The 15,193-nt window shown below is 72.0% G+C and carries 15 protein-coding genes, 2 tRNA genes and 1 pseudogene; 5 read left to right on the forward strand and 13 right to left on the reverse strand.

Going from position 1 to position 15,193, the window contains the following annotated elements:
* Positions 1-341, forward strand: a pseudogene (locus PV721_RS13315) (hypothetical protein); the annotation flags it as partial.
* 30 nt (positions 342-371) lie between these two features.
* On the opposite strand, the gene PV721_RS13320 reads toward PV721_RS13315, so the two are convergent.
* Positions 372-614 carry a hypothetical protein gene (locus tag PV721_RS13320; protein WP_319723630.1) on the reverse strand — a complete coding sequence of 81 codons (243 nt, stop codon included), beginning with the start codon at positions 612-614 and terminating at the stop codon, positions 372-374.
* 121 nt (positions 615-735) lie between these two features.
* Here PV721_RS13320 and PV721_RS13325 point away from each other — a divergent pair, with 121 nt between their 5' ends.
* Together PV721_RS13325 and PV721_RS13330 are read left to right on the forward strand one after the other, a co-directional pair.
* A complete protein-coding gene (locus PV721_RS13325) occupies positions 736-1,248 on the forward strand; it encodes a MarR family winged helix-turn-helix transcriptional regulator (RefSeq protein ID WP_319723631.1) in 513 nt (170 codons plus the stop codon).
* A 91-nt stretch (positions 1,249-1,339) separates the two neighbouring features.
* A complete protein-coding gene (locus tag PV721_RS13330) occupies positions 1,340-2,905 on the forward strand; it encodes an MDR family MFS transporter (RefSeq protein WP_319723632.1) in 1,566 nt (521 codons plus the stop codon).
* 161 nt (positions 2,906-3,066) lie between these two features.
* Here the strand turns inward: PV721_RS13330 and PV721_RS13335 are convergent, their stop codons facing one another.
* The 9 genes from PV721_RS13335 to PV721_RS13375 form a co-directional block, all read right to left on the reverse strand.
* Complete coding sequence (locus PV721_RS13335; RefSeq protein ID WP_319723634.1) at positions 3,067-3,693, reverse strand: TetR/AcrR family transcriptional regulator; 627 nt, start codon at positions 3,691-3,693, stop codon at positions 3,067-3,069.
* A gap of 119 nt (positions 3,694-3,812) precedes the next feature.
* A complete protein-coding gene (locus PV721_RS13340; protein ID WP_319723636.1) occupies positions 3,813-6,053 on the reverse strand; it encodes a glycosyltransferase family 39 protein in 2,241 nt (746 codons plus the stop codon).
* The gene (locus PV721_RS13345) at positions 6,050-7,318 is read right to left on the reverse strand and encodes a bifunctional glycosyltransferase family 2/GtrA family protein (RefSeq protein WP_319723638.1); all 1,269 of its coding nucleotides are present in this window, start codon (positions 7,316-7,318) and stop codon (positions 6,050-6,052) included. The genes PV721_RS13340 and PV721_RS13345 overlap by 4 nt, the downstream gene beginning before the upstream one ends.
* A gap of 25 nt (positions 7,319-7,343) precedes the next feature.
* Positions 7,344-8,981 carry a HAMP domain-containing sensor histidine kinase gene (locus tag PV721_RS13350; protein ID WP_319723640.1) on the reverse strand — a complete coding sequence of 546 codons (1,638 nt, stop codon included), beginning with the start codon at positions 8,979-8,981 and terminating at the stop codon, positions 7,344-7,346.
* A 35-nt stretch (positions 8,982-9,016) separates the two neighbouring features.
* Positions 9,017-9,784 carry a response regulator transcription factor gene (locus tag PV721_RS13355; RefSeq protein ID WP_319723642.1) on the reverse strand — a complete coding sequence of 256 codons (768 nt, stop codon included), beginning with the start codon at positions 9,782-9,784 and terminating at the stop codon, positions 9,017-9,019.
* 77 nt (positions 9,785-9,861) lie between these two features.
* Complete coding sequence (locus PV721_RS13360) at positions 9,862-10,743, reverse strand: amidohydrolase family protein (protein ID WP_319723645.1); 882 nt, start codon at positions 10,741-10,743, stop codon at positions 9,862-9,864.
* The gene (locus PV721_RS13365) at positions 10,727-11,065 is read right to left on the reverse strand and encodes an antibiotic biosynthesis monooxygenase (RefSeq protein ID WP_319723647.1); all 339 of its coding nucleotides are present in this window, start codon (positions 11,063-11,065) and stop codon (positions 10,727-10,729) included. The genes PV721_RS13360 and PV721_RS13365 overlap by 17 nt, the downstream gene beginning before the upstream one ends.
* 178 nt (positions 11,066-11,243) lie before the next feature.
* Complete coding sequence (locus tag PV721_RS13370) at positions 11,244-12,128, reverse strand: DUF2797 domain-containing protein (protein WP_319723649.1); 885 nt, start codon at positions 12,126-12,128, stop codon at positions 11,244-11,246.
* Complete coding sequence (locus PV721_RS13375) at positions 12,125-12,559, reverse strand: Lrp/AsnC family transcriptional regulator (protein WP_319723651.1); 435 nt, start codon at positions 12,557-12,559, stop codon at positions 12,125-12,127. The genes PV721_RS13370 and PV721_RS13375 overlap by 4 nt, the downstream gene beginning before the upstream one ends.
* A gap of 107 nt (positions 12,560-12,666) precedes the next feature.
* On the opposite strand from PV721_RS13375, the gene PV721_RS13380 reads away from it, so the two are divergent.
* Entirely contained in the window at positions 12,667-13,578 is a 912-nt protein-coding gene (locus tag PV721_RS13380; RefSeq protein ID WP_319723654.1) for an SMP-30/gluconolactonase/LRE family protein, read from the forward strand.
* Positions 13,579-13,631: 53 nt separating this feature from the next.
* On the opposite strand, the gene PV721_RS13385 is transcribed toward PV721_RS13380, so the two are convergent.
* The 3 genes from PV721_RS13385 to PV721_RS13395 form a co-directional block, all read right to left on the reverse strand.
* Positions 13,632-13,997, reverse strand: a complete 366-nt coding sequence (locus PV721_RS13385; RefSeq protein ID WP_319723656.1) for a PH domain-containing protein — start codon at positions 13,995-13,997, stop codon at positions 13,632-13,634.
* Between the two features lie 195 nt (positions 13,998-14,192).
* Positions 14,193-14,265: transfer RNA gene (locus PV721_RS13390), tRNA-Arg, on the reverse strand.
* Positions 14,266-14,482: 217 nt separating this feature from the next.
* Positions 14,483-14,573 (reverse strand) — tRNA-Ser (locus PV721_RS13395).
* Positions 14,574-14,760: 187 nt separating this feature from the next.
* Here PV721_RS13395 and PV721_RS13400 point away from each other — a divergent pair.
* Positions 14,761-15,192: an SSI family serine proteinase inhibitor gene (locus PV721_RS13400; protein ID WP_319723657.1), complete on the forward strand. Its 432-nt coding sequence runs from the start codon at positions 14,761-14,763 to the stop codon at positions 15,190-15,192.
* Position 15,193 lies beyond the last annotated feature (1 nt).

Below are 15,193 nucleotides of genomic sequence, written 5' to 3' on the forward strand. Positions count from 1 at the left end.
GTGTTGGTGAAGGTCACCGTGACCCGCCCGCGACCCCGGCGAAGCTGACGCTGTCCGCGCCGAGCAGGTCGGCCGCTGCCGACCGCTGGTGCGAGCGGGTCACGGTGACCTTCACCAACACCGGCACGACGGCGGCCCGCGCCGGCACCGTCAGCTTCGCCACGCACATCATCGGCGCCCTCGGCATCGACTGGGCCACGGTCACCACGACCCAGCCGCTGCCGGCGCCCCTCGCGGGCGGAGCCTCGAAGACGCAGACCTACACCGTGTGCGTGGAGGCCTGGCGGGTGCCGCTGGGCATGCACGTGGACACCCGGAGCGTCACCGCCACCTGGAGCTGAGGCCGGCGCGTCCGGCCCCCGCCGCGTCCGTCAGTGCAGGACGACCCAGGCGGCCGCGCCGATCATGAGGACGAGCGCGATGACCAGCGCCACCTTGGCGGTCGAGCCCGAGGACCCGGACCGTTCCTGCTCCGCGGCGCGGCGCTGCTGGCGGGAGCCCGGTCCCGGCTGGCGGGCCGGGGCGGCTTCCTCGACGAAGGCCCGGAACATCTGCGTGCTGCCCGCGGGGTCGTAGTTGCCCTCGGGGACCTGTGAGTTGTGGTTCTCAGCCATGGAGCAGGACCCTAGCCGGTTTTCCGATTCTTTTACCGCCCCACCCCCAGATTCATTTGCTTGTAGCAACCATTCGCTTCTATGGTTGCCTAAAGCAACAAGATGGGGGGACCCGGTGACGATGACCGCTCCGCCGACCCGGACCGTCCCGGGCACTCAGGGCACGGGCACTCAGGGCACGGGCACTCCGACCGCTCCGGGCACGGGCACTCCGGCCGCTCCGCCCAATCCGCACGAGGAGCTGGCCCGCCAGCTCACCGGAATCGGCGCGGTCAAGCGCGAGCTCGCCCGCAGCCTGCCCCCGGACTGCCCGCCCGGCGTGGCCGCCGTCCTCACCGTGCTCGAACGGCACGGGGAGATGCGGCTGAGCCGGCTGGCCGAGTACATGGCCGTGGACATCTCGGTGACCAGCCGGCACGTCACGCACGTCGCCGACCGCGGCTGGATCGAGCGCGAGACCGACCCCGGCGACGGACGCTGCCGGATCCTGCGGCTCACCCCGGCCGGCCGGGTGCTGCTCGCCCAGCTCGGCGCCCGCTACACGGCCGCGCTGGAAAGAGCCCTCCACGGCTGGTCCGCACAGGACATCGACGTGCTCAACACCCTGCTGGCCCGACTCCGATCGAGCTTCTAGACGAAGGAAAGACATGGCCCCGTCGGAGACGACAACCGACAGCACACCCACCTCCGCGGCCGCGGGAGCATCCACTTCCGCGGCCGTGACCATGACCCACCCACAGATCATGAAGGCGCTGTCCGGGCTGATGCTCGGCATGTTCGTGGCGATCCTGTCGTCCACGATCGTCTCCAACGCCCTGCCCCAGATCATCAGCGACCTCGGCGGCACCCAGTCCTCGTACACCTGGGTGGTCACCGCCGCCCTGCTGTCGATGACCGCGGCCACCCCGCTGTGGGGCAAGCTGTCCGACCTCTTCAGCAAGAAGCTGCTGGTCCAGATCTCCCTCGTGATCTACGTCCTCGGCTCCGTGGTCGCGGGCCTGTCCCAGAACACCGGCACGCTGATCGCCTGCCGCGTGGTCCAGGGCATAGGCGTCGGCGGACTGTCGGCCCTCGCCCAGATCGTCATGGCCGCGATGATCTCCCCGCGCGAGCGCGGCCGGTACAGCGGCTACCTCGGCGCGGTCTTCGCCGTCGCCACCGTCGGCGGCCCGCTGCTGGGCGGTGTCATCACCGACACCGAGTGGCTGGGCTGGCGCTGGTGCTTCTACGTCGGCGTGCCGTTCGCGATCATCGCCCTGATCGTGCTCCAGCGGACCCTGCACCTCCCGGTCGTCCGCCGCGACGTCAAGGTCGACTGGCTGGGCGCCTTCCTGATCAGCGGCGCCGTCTCGCTGCTGCTGATCTGGGTCACGCAGGCCGGCGACTCCTACGAGTGGATCTCCTGGCAGACCTGGGCCATGACCGGCGGCGCGGTCCTGCTCGGCCTGCTCTTCGTCCTCGTCGAGTCCCGCGCGAGCGACCCGATCATCCCGCTGCGGCTCTTCCGCAACAAGACGATCAGCCTGGCCTCGGCGGCCTCGCTGTTCGTGGGCATCGCGATGTTCTCGGGGACCGTGTTTTTCAGCCAGTTCTTCCAGTTGGCCCGCGGCGAGTCCCCCACGATGTCCGGAATCCTCACGATTCCGATGATCGCCGGGCTCTTCGTCTCCTCCACCCTTTCCGGTCAGGTGATCACCAAGACCGGTAAGTGGAAGGCCTGGCTCGTCTCGGGCGGCGTGCTGCTGACCGCCGGTCTGGGTCTGCTGGGCACCCTGCGGTACGACACCCCGTACTGGCACATCGCGCTCTACATGCTGCTGACCGGCCTCGGTCTCGGCATGATGATGCAGAACCTGGTCCTCGCCACCCAGAACCAGGTGGCCCCCGAGGACCTCGGCGCGGCCAGCTCGGTCGTCACCTTCTTCCGCTCCCTCGGCGGCGCCATGGGCGTCTCCGCGCTCGGCGCGGTCATGGCCAACCGGGTCACCCACTACGTCCAGGACGGGCTGGCCGCACTCGGGCCGAAGGCCGCGGCCCTGGGCAGCGGCACCGCCGGCGGCGGGATCCCCGACCTCGACAAGCTGCCCGCGCCGGTCCGCGAGGTCATCGAGTCCGCGTACGGGCACGGCGTCGGCGACGTCTTCCTCTACGCCGCCCCGTTCGCGCTCCTCGGCCTGGTGCTGGTGGTGTTCATCAAGGAGGTCGCGCTGAAGTCGAAGCCGTCGGCACACGCCCCGGCGGCGGCCTCGCCCGAGCCGGCAGCCCCCGCCGAGGCCGTGGTCAAGGCCTGAGCGGTCTCCGGTCCCTGACGGCCTCGGGCCTCGGGCTCGGGCCTCGGGCTCGGGTCCCGGGCTCGGGTCCCGGGCGAGGGGCTCGGGCCGGGTGCTCGGGCCGGGTGCTCGGGCCGGAGGCTGGGGGCTGGGGCTTTGGCCTCCGGCCCTGCGTTCTGGACTCAGGCCCCCGTCCTGGCCTTGGCATCGATGCCCGCGATCAGGACGTCGAGCGCGAGGCAGAAGTCGCCTTCGGGCGCCCGCCGGAACGCGCCCCCGCAGCCCTGCAGGAACTGCGACACCGCCAGGTGGGCGCCGGTCCGGGCGGCGTCCGCCAGGCCCGTGGCGTCCAGGAGCCGCTGGAGGGCGGCGTCGAAGGCCCGCGCGTGCGGGCCGATGTTCGGGTAGGCGGCGGTGAGCGGAGCCACCCACGGATGGTCCGCCAGCACCCGCCGGTAGCCACGGGCCAGCGCCTGCAGCCGGCCCGGCCAGCCCGCCTCGCCGGTCCCCGGCAGCCCGGCCGGCAGCCCGAGCTCGCCCAGCGCGCTGTCCAGGGCGAGTTCGAGCAGATCGTGCTTGGTGTCCACGTACCAGTACAGGGACATCGCGGTGACCCCGAGACCGGCGGCGAGCCGCCGCATCGAGAACCGGGCCAGCCCCTCGGCGTCGAGCAGCCGTACGGTCGCGGCGGTGATCCGCTCCCGGTCGAGCCCGGAGGGTGCCTCGGTGCGGCGTCTGGCGGGGCCGGCCGGCCTGGCGGTCAGCCACACACTGGTCCGGGCCTCGCCCGGATCGGCCGCGGTCACCATGCAGGCACCCTCCTCACGACAGGTGGATCAGCCCGGAATGCCCGGTCCGCCCTCTTGATGCTAGGGGGTGTCCTGTCGATCGGGCCGGATGAGACCCGATCGGACCGGATCCGACCGGATCATGCCGTCGGAGCGGTCAGATCGTAGAAGGTGGCCCCGCCGACCGTGGAGGCCTTGAAGCCGGCTTTGACCCAGCTCTCGATCTCACTGCTGGTCCCGCCGCCCGCACCGCCGCCCCGCGCGCCGCCCTCGGTGGTGCCGGGGCCGCCGGTGGTGCCCGTGGTGCCTCCCTGGCCGATGAACCAGTGGATCTTCCCTTCCCGCACGTACCTCTTGAACTGCTCCAGGGTCGGCGAGGGGTCGCTGCCGTTGAAGCCTCCGATCGCCATCACGGGGGCGCCCGAGGCCAGCTGGTAACTCGCCGCGTTCTGCGAGCCGATGGCGGCCGCCGCCCAGGTGTACGCATCGGCGTCGGTGGTGAGCGCCGCCTTGGCCTCGGCGCCGACCTGGGCCCCGTTCAGCAGACCGCCCGCACCGCCCGGCCCGCCGCCCGCGCGCATGCCGCCGCGTCCGCCCGCAACGCCCTGGCCCGGCGGCGTACCTCCTTGCGGCAGCGCGCCACCCGGCTGACCGCCACCTGGCTGACCGCCGCCCTGCTGGGAGCCGTCCTGCTGAACGCCGTTCGGCCGGCCGCCGCCCGGCTGCCCATCCTGGGTGCCCTGGCCGCCCTGGCCGCCCGGTCCGCCCCGCGGCATCTCGCCGGCCCCGGCCCGGAAGCCGCCCATCATGCCGCCGGGGCCGCCCCGGCCGCCCGCCACCGCCGGACCGGCGGTCACGATGGATCCGGTGTGCCCGGTGCTCACGGTGGTCAGGCAGTACGCCAACGGCCCGGCCAGGGCCGCGGCCACTCCCAGCGCCGCCACGGCCGGCAGCATCCTGCGGCCCGCCCGCGCGGCGAACGGCAGCGCGGCCGCGGCGAGCAGCCCGCCCACCAGCACCGCCCAGCGCAGCCACGGCAGATAGCCGGTGGCGCGGCCCAGCAGCACGTACGACCAGACGGCCGTCAGGGCCAGCGTTCCGGAGAGGGCGATCGCGGCGGCCGCGGTGCCCCGCTCCTCCCACAGGACGGCGACGCCCATGCCGATCAGCGCGGCCACGAACGGAGCCAGGGCCACGGTGTAGTACTCGTGAAAGATGCCCTGCATGTAGCTGAAGACGATCGCGGTGATCAGCAGCGAGCCGCCCCAGGCCAGGAAGGCCGCCCGGGCCATGCCGTCCAGCGAGTCGGTGGCCCGGCGGGCCCGCCAGGTCACCACCAGCCCGGCCACCAGCAGCACCAGGGCCGCGGGCAGCAGCCAGGAGATCTGCCCGCCGATGTTCCCCGAGAACAGCCGGTCGAAGCCGGTCTGCCCCCAGCCGCCTCCCCCGGCCCCGCCGCCCGGGCCGCCCTCGGGCAGGCCGTAGGCCGCGGCTGTGCCGGTCCGGGCACCGCCGCCGACGCTGCCGCTCTCGTTGCCGTTGATCCGGCCCAGGCCGTTGTAGCCGAGGGTCAGTTCCAGGAAGGAGTCGTTCTGCGAACCGCCGATGTACGGGCGGGAGGACGCGGGCCACAGCTCCACGATCGCCACCCACCAGCCGCCGGCCGCCACCATCGCGAGCCCGGCCAGCAGCAGCTGGCCCAGACGCCTGCGCAGCCGGGTCGGCGCGCAGACCGCGTACAGCAGCGCGAGCGGCGGCAGGATGACGAAGGCCTGCAGGGTCTTGGTGAGGAAGGCGAAGCCGACGGCGACACCGGCCCAGACCAGCCAATTGGTGCGGGCCCCGTCGAGGGCGCGCAGCACGCAGTACACGGTGACGGTCAGCAGCAGCGTCAGCAGCGCGTCGGGGTTGTTGAAGCGGAACATCAGCGCGGCGACCGGCGTGAGCGCGAAGGCCGCACCGCTCAGCAGCGCCGCCCCGGGCCCGAACTGGCGGCGGACGGCGGCGTAGAGCACGGCCGTCGTGCCCACGCCCATCAGGGCCTGCGGGACGAGGATCTGCCAGGAGCCGAGCCCGAACAGCCGGACCGACAGCATCATCGGCCACAGGGCTGCCGGGGGCTTGTCGACGGTGATGGAGTTCCCGGCGTCGGAAGAGCCGAAGAAGAAGGCCTTCCAGCTCTCGCTGCCCGCCTGCACGGCGGCGGAGTAGAAGGAGTTGGCGTAACCGGAGGAGCCCAGGTCCCACAGCAGCAGGGCGGCGGTGGCGAACAGCAGCCCGGCGAGGGCGGGCCGTTCCCAGCGGGGCCGGTCGGCGGCACGCCGGCCGGTACGGGCCCGGGCTTCGGAGGCCGGGAAGAGCGGGGTTGCCGCGGTGGTCATCGGATGTCGTCCTTCGCAGGAGTGTCGCGCCGGTCGGGGAAGACCCAGGCGCGGAAGAGCAGGAACCGCAGCACGGTGGCGGCGAGGTTGGCGGTGATCAGGACGGCCAGTTCGGTGCCGTGCGCGGGATCGGCGGTGGCCGCTCCGAGCGCTGCGAGCGAACCGCTCGTCAGGGCCAGCCCGATCCCGAAGACCACCAGCCCCTGGGCCTGATGGCGCACGGCCCGGTCCCGGCCGCGGACCCCGAAGGTGAGCCGGCGGTTGGCCGCGGTGTTCGCGACGGCGGAGAGCAGCAGGGCCGCGCCGTTGGCCGTCTGCGGGCCGGCCCCGCCGCGGAAGGCGGAGTACAGCAGCAGGTAGAGCAGGGTGGACAGGGCTCCGACGGCGCAAAAGCCGAGGAGCTGGCGGGCCAGACCGCCGTCCACGCCGGGCAGCGCCGTGCGGTCGCGCGGATCGTCGCCGAAGGGGCGGGCGAGCCGGTCCAGCGGGAGCGCTCCGACGGCCAGTGCCCGGCCCACGCGCCAGACCCCCTTCAGGTCCTCGGTGGCGGTCCTGACGATGTGGACGGTGGAGTCGGGGTCGTCGACCCAGTCCACCGGCACCTCGTGGATCCGCAGCCCGGCCCGCTCGGCGAGGACGAGCAGTTCGGTGTCGAAGAACCAGCCCGTGTCCTCCACCAGCGGCAGCAGCCGCTCGGCGACCTCGCGCCGGATGGCTTTGAAACCGCATTGGGCGTCGCTGAACCGGGCGGCGAGCGAGGACCGCAGCAGGAGGTTGTAGGCCCGGGAGACGAACTCCCGCTTGGCTCCCCGCACCACCCGTGAGGAACGCGCCAGCCGGGTGCCGATCGCCAGGTCGGAGTGACCGGAGATCAGCGGTGCGACCAGCGGCAGCAGGGCGTTGAGGTCGGTGGAGAGGTCCACGTCCATGTAGGCGAGGACGGGGGCTTCGGAGTCGGACCAGACGGTGCGCAGCGCCCTGCCCCGGCCCTTCTCCTCCAGCCGGGTGCTGCGTACGCCGTCCAGTGCGGCGGCGAGCCCGGCCGCGACCTCAGGGGTGCGGTCGGTGCTCGCGTTGTCGGCGACCGTGATCCGGAAGGGATAGGGGAAGGTCCGGGTCAGGTGCTCGTGCAGCCGGCGTACGCACGGCCCGAGGTCCTTCTCCTCGTTGAAGACCGGGATCACCACGTCGAGGACGGGCTCACCCGGCACGGGCGCGAGGGGCACCCGTGCCGGAAGGGCCCCGGGAGAGGTGTCGGTTGGCATGCTCCGACCCTCGTGGAGCGGCCTGTCACCGCTGTGTGGTGAGCCTGTGCCCTGTCTGTGATTCCGGCTCCGTGGCCGTCGGCCGGGCGAGCGGCAGCACGACCTCGAATCGGGTCCGCCCGGGCTCGCTTCGTACGCCGACCCGCCCGCCGTGCGCGGTGACCACGGCCTGGACGATGGCGAGCCCGAGCCCGGTGGAGCCGGCCGTGCGGGAGCGGGAGGCGTCACCGCGGGCGAAGCGCTCGAAGGCGTGGGGGAGCAGCTCGGGCGGAATACCGGGCCCGTCGTCCTCGACCATCAGCCGGACGGCCGATGTTTCACGTGAAACACAGGCGGTGACGGTGGTGCCGGGCGGGGTGTGCGTACGGGCGTTGGCGAGCAGGTTCACCAGGACCTGCTGGATCCGGGCCGGGTCGGCGCGAACGGGCGCGGGCTCTGCGGGCAGGCTCAGGCGCCAGTGGTGCCCGGGCCCTGCGGCCCTGGCGTCGCTGACGGCGTCGACGACGAGCGGGGCCAGGTCGGTGTCGGCGTCGGCACTGGAGAGCGGGCGGCCCGCGTCGAGCCGGGCGAGCAGCAGCAGGTCCTCGACGAGGCCGGTCATCCGGGTGGCCTCGGACTCGATCCGGCCGAGGGCGTGCCGGGTGTCGGGCCCGGGCTCCTCCCGTCCCCGGCGGGTCAGTTCGGCATAGCCGCGGATGGAGGCCAGTGGGGTGCGCAGTTCGTGGCTGGCGTCGGCGACGAACTGCCGCACGCGCATCTCGCTCTGCTGGCGGGCCGTGAGGGCGGAGGAGACGTGGCCCAGCATCCGGTTGAGGGCCGCGCCGACCTGGCCCACTTCGGTGCGGGGGTCGGCCTCGGCATCGGGGACCCGCTCGTGGAGGGCGGGCTCGCCCTTGTGCAGGGGGAGTTCGGAGACCCGGGTGGCGGTGGCGGCCACCCGGCGCAGCGGGCGCAGGGCGACCCCGACCAGCGCCTGTCCGGCGAGGGAGGCCGCGATCAGCCCGGCGAGGGTGACGCAGACCTCCACCCCGACCAGGGTGCGCACGATGGAGTCGACCTCGCTCAGGGGGAAGGCGAGGGCCAGGCTCCCGTCGGGCGCGGCCAGCACCCGGTAGGCACCGAGGCCGGGCAGGTCCGCGTCCACGGGCCGGGACTCGGCCCGCGCGCCCTGCCTGCCCTGTCCGTCCTGTGCGCCCTGCGCGCCTTGTGTGCCTTGTGCGCCTTGTGCGCCCTGTCCGCTCGACGCGGCCTGTGCTGACCGTGCGGCCTGTGCCGCCTTCCGGGCGGCCGCGGCGAGGAGCCGGCTCTGGGGCTCGGTGAGGGGCGGTGCATCCTCGGGAGCTCCCTCGACGCGGACGTTGCGGGCGGTCCCGAGCACCGTGCCGTCCGGATCCAGGCGTACCCCGGTGGCGTCCAGCGGACTGCCGGGGGCCGTGACGAAGCCGGTGCTGCTCTGCCGGGCCGGCTTCCCGGAGGGCATCCGGACGGCCATCCCGACGGAGGTGGTCAGCTGCTCGTCGAGCTGACCGACGAGGTACGAGCGCAGGGCGAGGGTGGTGACGGTTCCGATGGCCGCGCCCACCACGGCGATCAGCGCCACCGCCGAGACGACGAGCCGGGTCCGCAGCGACCAGGGCCGACAGCCACGCCGTCGCGGCCCCACGCGGGCGGGGAAGGGGGAACGGAAGCGGAAGCGCACTACTCGGCCGGCTTGATCAGGTATCCGGCGCCGCGCCGGGTGTGGATCATCGGAGCCATGCCGGGGCCGCTCTCCAGTTTCCTGCGCAGGTAGGAGATGTAGAGCTCGACCACATTGGCCTGGCCGCCGAAGTCGTACGACCACACCCGGTCCAGGATCTGCGCCTTGCTCAGCACGCGCCGCGGGTTGCGCATGAGGTAGCGCAGCAGCTCGAACTCGGTGGCGGTCAGGTGGATCTCCCGGTCGCCCCGCACCACTTCGTGGCTGTCCTCGTCGAGCCGCAGATCACCGATGGCCAGCACCGAACCGCCACGTGCCGCCTGCGCCGCGCCCGAGCGCCGGACCAGACCGCGCAGCCTGGCCACGACCTCCTCCAGGCTGAAGGGCTTGGTGACGTAGTCGTCGCCGCCCGCGGTGAGGCCGGCGATCCGGTCCTCCACGGAGTCCCGGGCGGTCAGGAACAGCACGGGGACCTGGGGGATCTCCCGGCGCAGCCGCCCGAGGACGGCGAGACCGTCCATGTCGGGAAGCATGACGTCGAGGATCACCACGTCCGGCCGGAACTCCCGCGCCGCACGCACCGCACCCGCACCGTCTCCGGCGCTGCGGACCTCGCAGCCCTCGTACCGCAGGGCCATGGACAGCAGCTCGGAGAGCGCGGCCTCGTCGTCGACGACGAGCACCCGGCAGGGCCCGCCGTCGGACCGCACGAGGGCCGTGTGGTTGCTGGTGGACGTGGACGCGTGGGAGGTGGTCGTCGCAGTCATACCGGACACGCTCTCCGGGACCTCTGAGAGCGTTCTTGTGCCTGCCTGTGAATTTCCTGAGAAACGGGAAACGGCTCTCAGCCGTCGAGCCGGAAGAGCCGGGCGCCGTTGTCGTGGCAGACCGCACGGAGCCAGTCGTCGCCGAGGCCGAGCCGTTCGAGGGCGACGAGCTGGTGCTCGTAGGGGTAGGGGATGTTCGGGAAGTCGGTGCCCAGCAGGATCCGGTCGCCGAGGTCCGCGAGCCGTCCGAGCTCACCGGGCGGGAAGCCGCTGAGCCGCTCGGAGAAGTCGGTGAAGACCATGGTGGTGTCCAGGCGCACCGCGGCGTACCGGTCCGCGAGGTCGAGGAAGTCGGCGTACTCGGGCATGCCCATGTGGGCGATGACCAGCGGCAGCCGCGGGTGGCGGGCCAGCAGCCGGCCGACCGGCTCGGGTCCGGTGTACTTGGCCGGTACGGGACCCGACCCGCAGTGGATCACGATCGGGATGCCGGCCTCGGCGAGCAGCCCCCACACCGGATCCAGCCGGTCGTCATTGGGGTCGTAGCCGCCGACCTGGAGGTGTGCCTTGAAGATCCGGGCCCCGGAGTCGACGGCCCGGTGGACGTACGTCGCGACGCCCTCCTCCGGGAAGAAGGTCGCGGTGTGCAGGCAGTCGGGGGTGCGGGCGGCGAAGTCGGCGGACCACGAGTTGAGCCAGGCGGCCATCTCCGGCTTGTGCGGGTAGAGCATGGCGGTGAAGGCCCGGACCCCGAACTCCCGCAGCAGCGCGACCCGCCGCCCCTCCTCGTGCCGGTAGGTGATCGGCCACTCGACGCCGGTCAGCGGGCCGACCGCGTCGAAGTACTCCCAGACCTTGTCCAGGACCCGCTCGGGCATGAAGTGCGTGTGGACGTCGACCAGTCCCGGCAGCCCGAGCCGCTCCCGGAAGGCGCGGACCGCCTCAGCCGTTGCGGACAAAGCCGTGGCTCCGCTCGACGGTCGCGACGTGCAGGGTGTAGCTCTCGTACCAGTCGTTGCGGCCCTGCTTCATGGCCGCCTGGTGCTCCAGGTCCTCCCGCCACGCGGTCAGGGACTCGTGGTCGCGGAAGTAGGCGACGGTGATGCCGAGACCGTCGGGGGTGCGGGCGGACTCGTATCCGAGGTATCCGGGATTCCCCCGGACGATCTCCTTCATCCGCGCGAGGGTGTCGGGATATCCGCTGTCGTCGGCAGTCCGCACATTGCTGAAAACGGCCATGACATAAGGCGGTTCGAAGGCCGGTACCGGCTGAATGCTCATGCCCTCCACCCTCGGTGGACCGCCCCGGCGTGTCCACCGGAAACGAGTCGGGAAGGCCAAAGGGATCCAAGTTTTGACCTTGGCCGACCGGAGCGGAACGGGACGGAACCGGGCCGTCCGGAGACCGGCCGGAGGCTGACCGGAGACTGATCGGGGGCCGACCGACCGAGGGCACTCCTCAGAACAGCCCGTCCTGCTCGGCCGGCGCGGGCGCGGCCGACGGTACCTCCGCCACCGGCACCGACGTCACCGCCTCGTCCCCCGGGGCGGTGAGCTCCCAGCCGGCCAGCAGCCGCGTGTCCACGACGAGCCCGTCCGCGAAGTGCAGATCGGGACCGGCCGCGCCCACCAGCCTCCCCACGACGGCCCCGCCGGGGACCATCCCGGTGAGCACGCGCGCAGGTGCCGGCAACCCCTCCAGCCCGAACGCCCCGGCATGATCGGTGACTTCGCACCCCACCCGCTCCAGCGACTCCGGCCACCCCGGCAGCGCGGCGGCCCGGGCGTGCAGCTCGGCGACCTCCCCGGCCCGGTCCGGCTCCGGCGGCAGCTGGGCCCGTACCGCACGCTTGCGGGCGTACGCGATCCGGTCGGGCACCCCGAGCGCTGCCCGCAGCAGCTCCTCGGTGCGCCGGGTGGCCATCAGCGGACCGCGGCCCAGCCAGGCCCAGGCCACCGCGCCCTGCTCCAGCAGCCGGGCGGAGCCGCGCTCCTCGGCGGTGATCCCGACCTTGACCATGCCGGGCCCGAACCAGGCCAGATAGACCCGATAGGTGCGCGGATCGGCGGCGTTGGTGTCGGCTGCCACGGAGAACGACCGGTCGAGGCGGGCGCATTCGGGGCACTGCGCGTTCCCGGCGCGGCCGGGCACGAGGGCGGCGGTCGGACAGGGAGTCCGCTTCCCGGCCCGCCACACGCCGAGGCAGTGCCGCTCGCCCCTCGCGGCGAAGGCCAGCCGCTGCCCGTACGCCAGAACGCTCGTCCGCTCGCCGCGCCCCTCCCCGTACCATCCGATGGCAGGTCGGCCGTCCCTCCACAGGATCCCGGTGCACCACCAGGTCACAGCGGGAGCGGCCGCTCGAAGAAGGTGTCCAGCACGACCGTGGCATGCGTACCGCTGACGCCCTCGATGGCGTAGAGGCGGCGCAGGACGTCCTGCAGCTGCTCGGTCGAGGGCGTGCGCACCTTGACCAGCACGGAGGCGCTGCCCGCGATGACGTGCGCCTCCTGGATCTCGGGGATCGCGGCGAAGTCGGCGCCGGACTCACCCATCCAGGCGTTGGAATCGACCATCACGTAGGCGAGGACCCCACTGCCGACGGCGGCCGGGTCCACGTCGATGGTGGTCCGCCGGATCACCCCGCGCTCGCGCAGTTTGCGTACGCGCTCGTGGGTGGCCCCGGCCGAGAGCCCGACGGCCGTGCCGAGAGCGGCGTACGACTGGCCGGCGTCCTGCTGCAGGCGCAGGACGAGCGCACGGTCGATGTCGTCCACGCAATCTTCCTCTCTTGGGCCCGTCGACCCTTGCGAAGACGGTACCTGATCCTGCAATCTCACCATCAAACCGAACACAATTCGGCGAAACTCTCTCAGGGGGAATCATGTCTGCCATAGCCGACCTCACCTTGTACGAGATCCTGGACGAGCGCTTCCGGACCGGCCGCTGCGCCAACGGCGACGCCCGGCTGGAGCGCCTCTACGACGACTGCCGCTGGGCGGAGGGCCCGCTGTACCTCCCTGCCTGGCGGCAGCTGGTGTGGAGCGACATCCCCAACGACCGGATGCTCCGCTGGGACGAGGCGACCGGCGCGGTCTCGGTCTTCCGCTCCCGGGCCGGCCACTCCAACGGCAACACCCTGGACCGCGAAGGCCGCCTGATCACCTGTGAGCAGGGCAACCGGCGCGTCACCCGCACCGAGCCGGACGGCAGCCTCACCGTCATCGCCGACCGCTACGACGGCAAGCGGCTCAACAGCCCGAACGACGCGGTGGTCCGCTCGGACGGCTCCATCTGGTTCTCCGACCCGGACTTCGGCATCACCAGCGACTACGAGGGCCACCGCGCCCCCAGCGAGATCGGCGCCTGCAACCTCTACCGTGCCGACCCCTCGACCGGCGAGGTCCGCATGGCCGCCGACGGCTTCCTCGGCCCCAACGGCCTCGTCTTCTCCCCCGACGAGAGCGAGCTGTACGCCGCGGACACCCGCGCGGGCCACATCCGCGCTTTCAAGGTCACCGACGACGGCACCCTCACCGACGACCGGGTCTTCACCGCCTGCCCCAGGGTCGACAACATCCGCTTCGACGACGAGGGCCGCCTGTGGGCGGCAGCGATGGAGAACGGCGTCCAGTGCTACGCCCCGGACGGCACCCTGATCGGCCGCGTCCGCGTCCCCGAGCCGGTCTCCAACATCACCTTCGGCGGCGCCAAGAACAACCGCCTCTTCATCACCGCCACCACGTCCCTCTACTCCCTGGTGATGTCGGTGACCGGCCTCCCTCGCGTTCTCTGAGGACTGGAGCCTCCGGGGGCTGCCGCCCCTGAGGGGCAGCCACGCGTGTCCGGCTAGCGGGCGACGAACTGCGTCAGGATCGCCTGCACCTCGTAGATGTCGACACCCTTGGTGAAGGTCTTCTCGATCGGCGCCGGGCTCCCGGATATCCAGATCTTGAGCTCGGCGTCGAGATCGAAGTGGCCGGCGGTCTCCACGGAGAAGTGCGTGATGCTCCGGTACGGGACGGAGTGGTACTCCACCTTCTTCCCCGTGAGCCCCTGCTTGTCGACCAGCACCAGCCGCCGGTCGGTGAACAGGATCGTGTCCCGGATCAACAGGAAGGCGGCGTGCACCTGCTCCCCCTGCCCCAGCAGTCGCGCGTAGTCCCGCTGCGCCGACACGGGGTCGACGGTGTGCGCATTCCCGAACAGTCCCATGAGTGCCCCCGTTTTCCGACTTCGGACGATCTTCAAGAACCGTACCGAGGCAGGCTCGTAGCCGGCGTCACCCGCCAGAGCCATCCCACCCCTGACAACCTCCGGGGGACCCCCTCCCCATCAAGGAGGAGAAAGCCCCGCCGGGACATACGACGAAGGCCCCCAGGATTTCTCCTGGGGGCCTTCGTCTTGCTGTGCACTCGGCAGGATTCGAACCTGCAACCTTCTGATCCGTAGTCAGATGCTCTATCCGTTAAGCTACGAGTGCTTGGGCTTCCCGGGGTTTTGCGCCCCGTTGGCCTTGCGAGAACAACAATACATGGACCTCGCCGGGACGCGAAATCCATTACCCAAACCCCTGCTGACCTGCGAAAACGCCCCGGATGAAGATCGTCCGGATGGGTTCGCACAGAGGTCGGAGCGGACCGGATTGCCCCGGAAGCATCGAAGCCCCGGTCCGTCAGGACCGGGGCTTCGATGAGGTGCGGAGGCGGAGGGATTTGAACCCTCGATGGGGGGTAAGCCCCAAACCGCATTAGCAGTGCGGCGCCATAGACCGGACTAGGCGACGCCTCCAGCACACCCTCGCGTACGAGGGTGCGATGCAGATGATGACACAGGCGCAGGGCCCCTCACCAATCCGCTCCCACGGTACTAGCAGGGACGGGCGAAGGGCAAAGCCTTAAAGCAGCCGCGGCACGCAACGTCGGCGGGCCCCCGTCGTTGGTCAGGCGTACGACGTACGGACGACCTGGAGTGCCCCATGCTGCGTCTCGCCGCCTTCGCCGTCACCTCCGCCCTGGCCGCCGCGGCCGCGGGGCCCCTCCCCCCGCTGCCCGAACCCCTGGGCGGGCTGCTGGCGCCGCCCGACCGCCTCACCATCGCCATGGCCGACACCGGGAACCGTCAGTTGGACCGGGAGTACCGGCTCGAATGCGACCCCGTCGGCGGCGACCACCCCCAGGCCGCCGGCGCCTGCGCCCGGCTGGACCAGCTCGCCAAGGAGGGCAGGGACCCCTTCGCTCCCGTCTCCAAGCGGCAGATCTGCACCATGCAGCACGGCGGCCCCGCAACCGCCCGGATCACCGGAACCTGGGACGGCCACAAGGTGGACGCGACGTTCCGGCGGACGGACGGATGCGAAATCAGCCGCTGGGACGAGTTGGAACCTCTGCTTCCGAGTGGGCGTTCCTGAC

Origin of the sequence: Streptomyces sp. MB09-01 (assembly GCF_033794505.1) — a bacterium.
GTDB lineage: Bacteria > Actinomycetota > Actinomycetes > Streptomycetales > Streptomycetaceae > Streptomyces.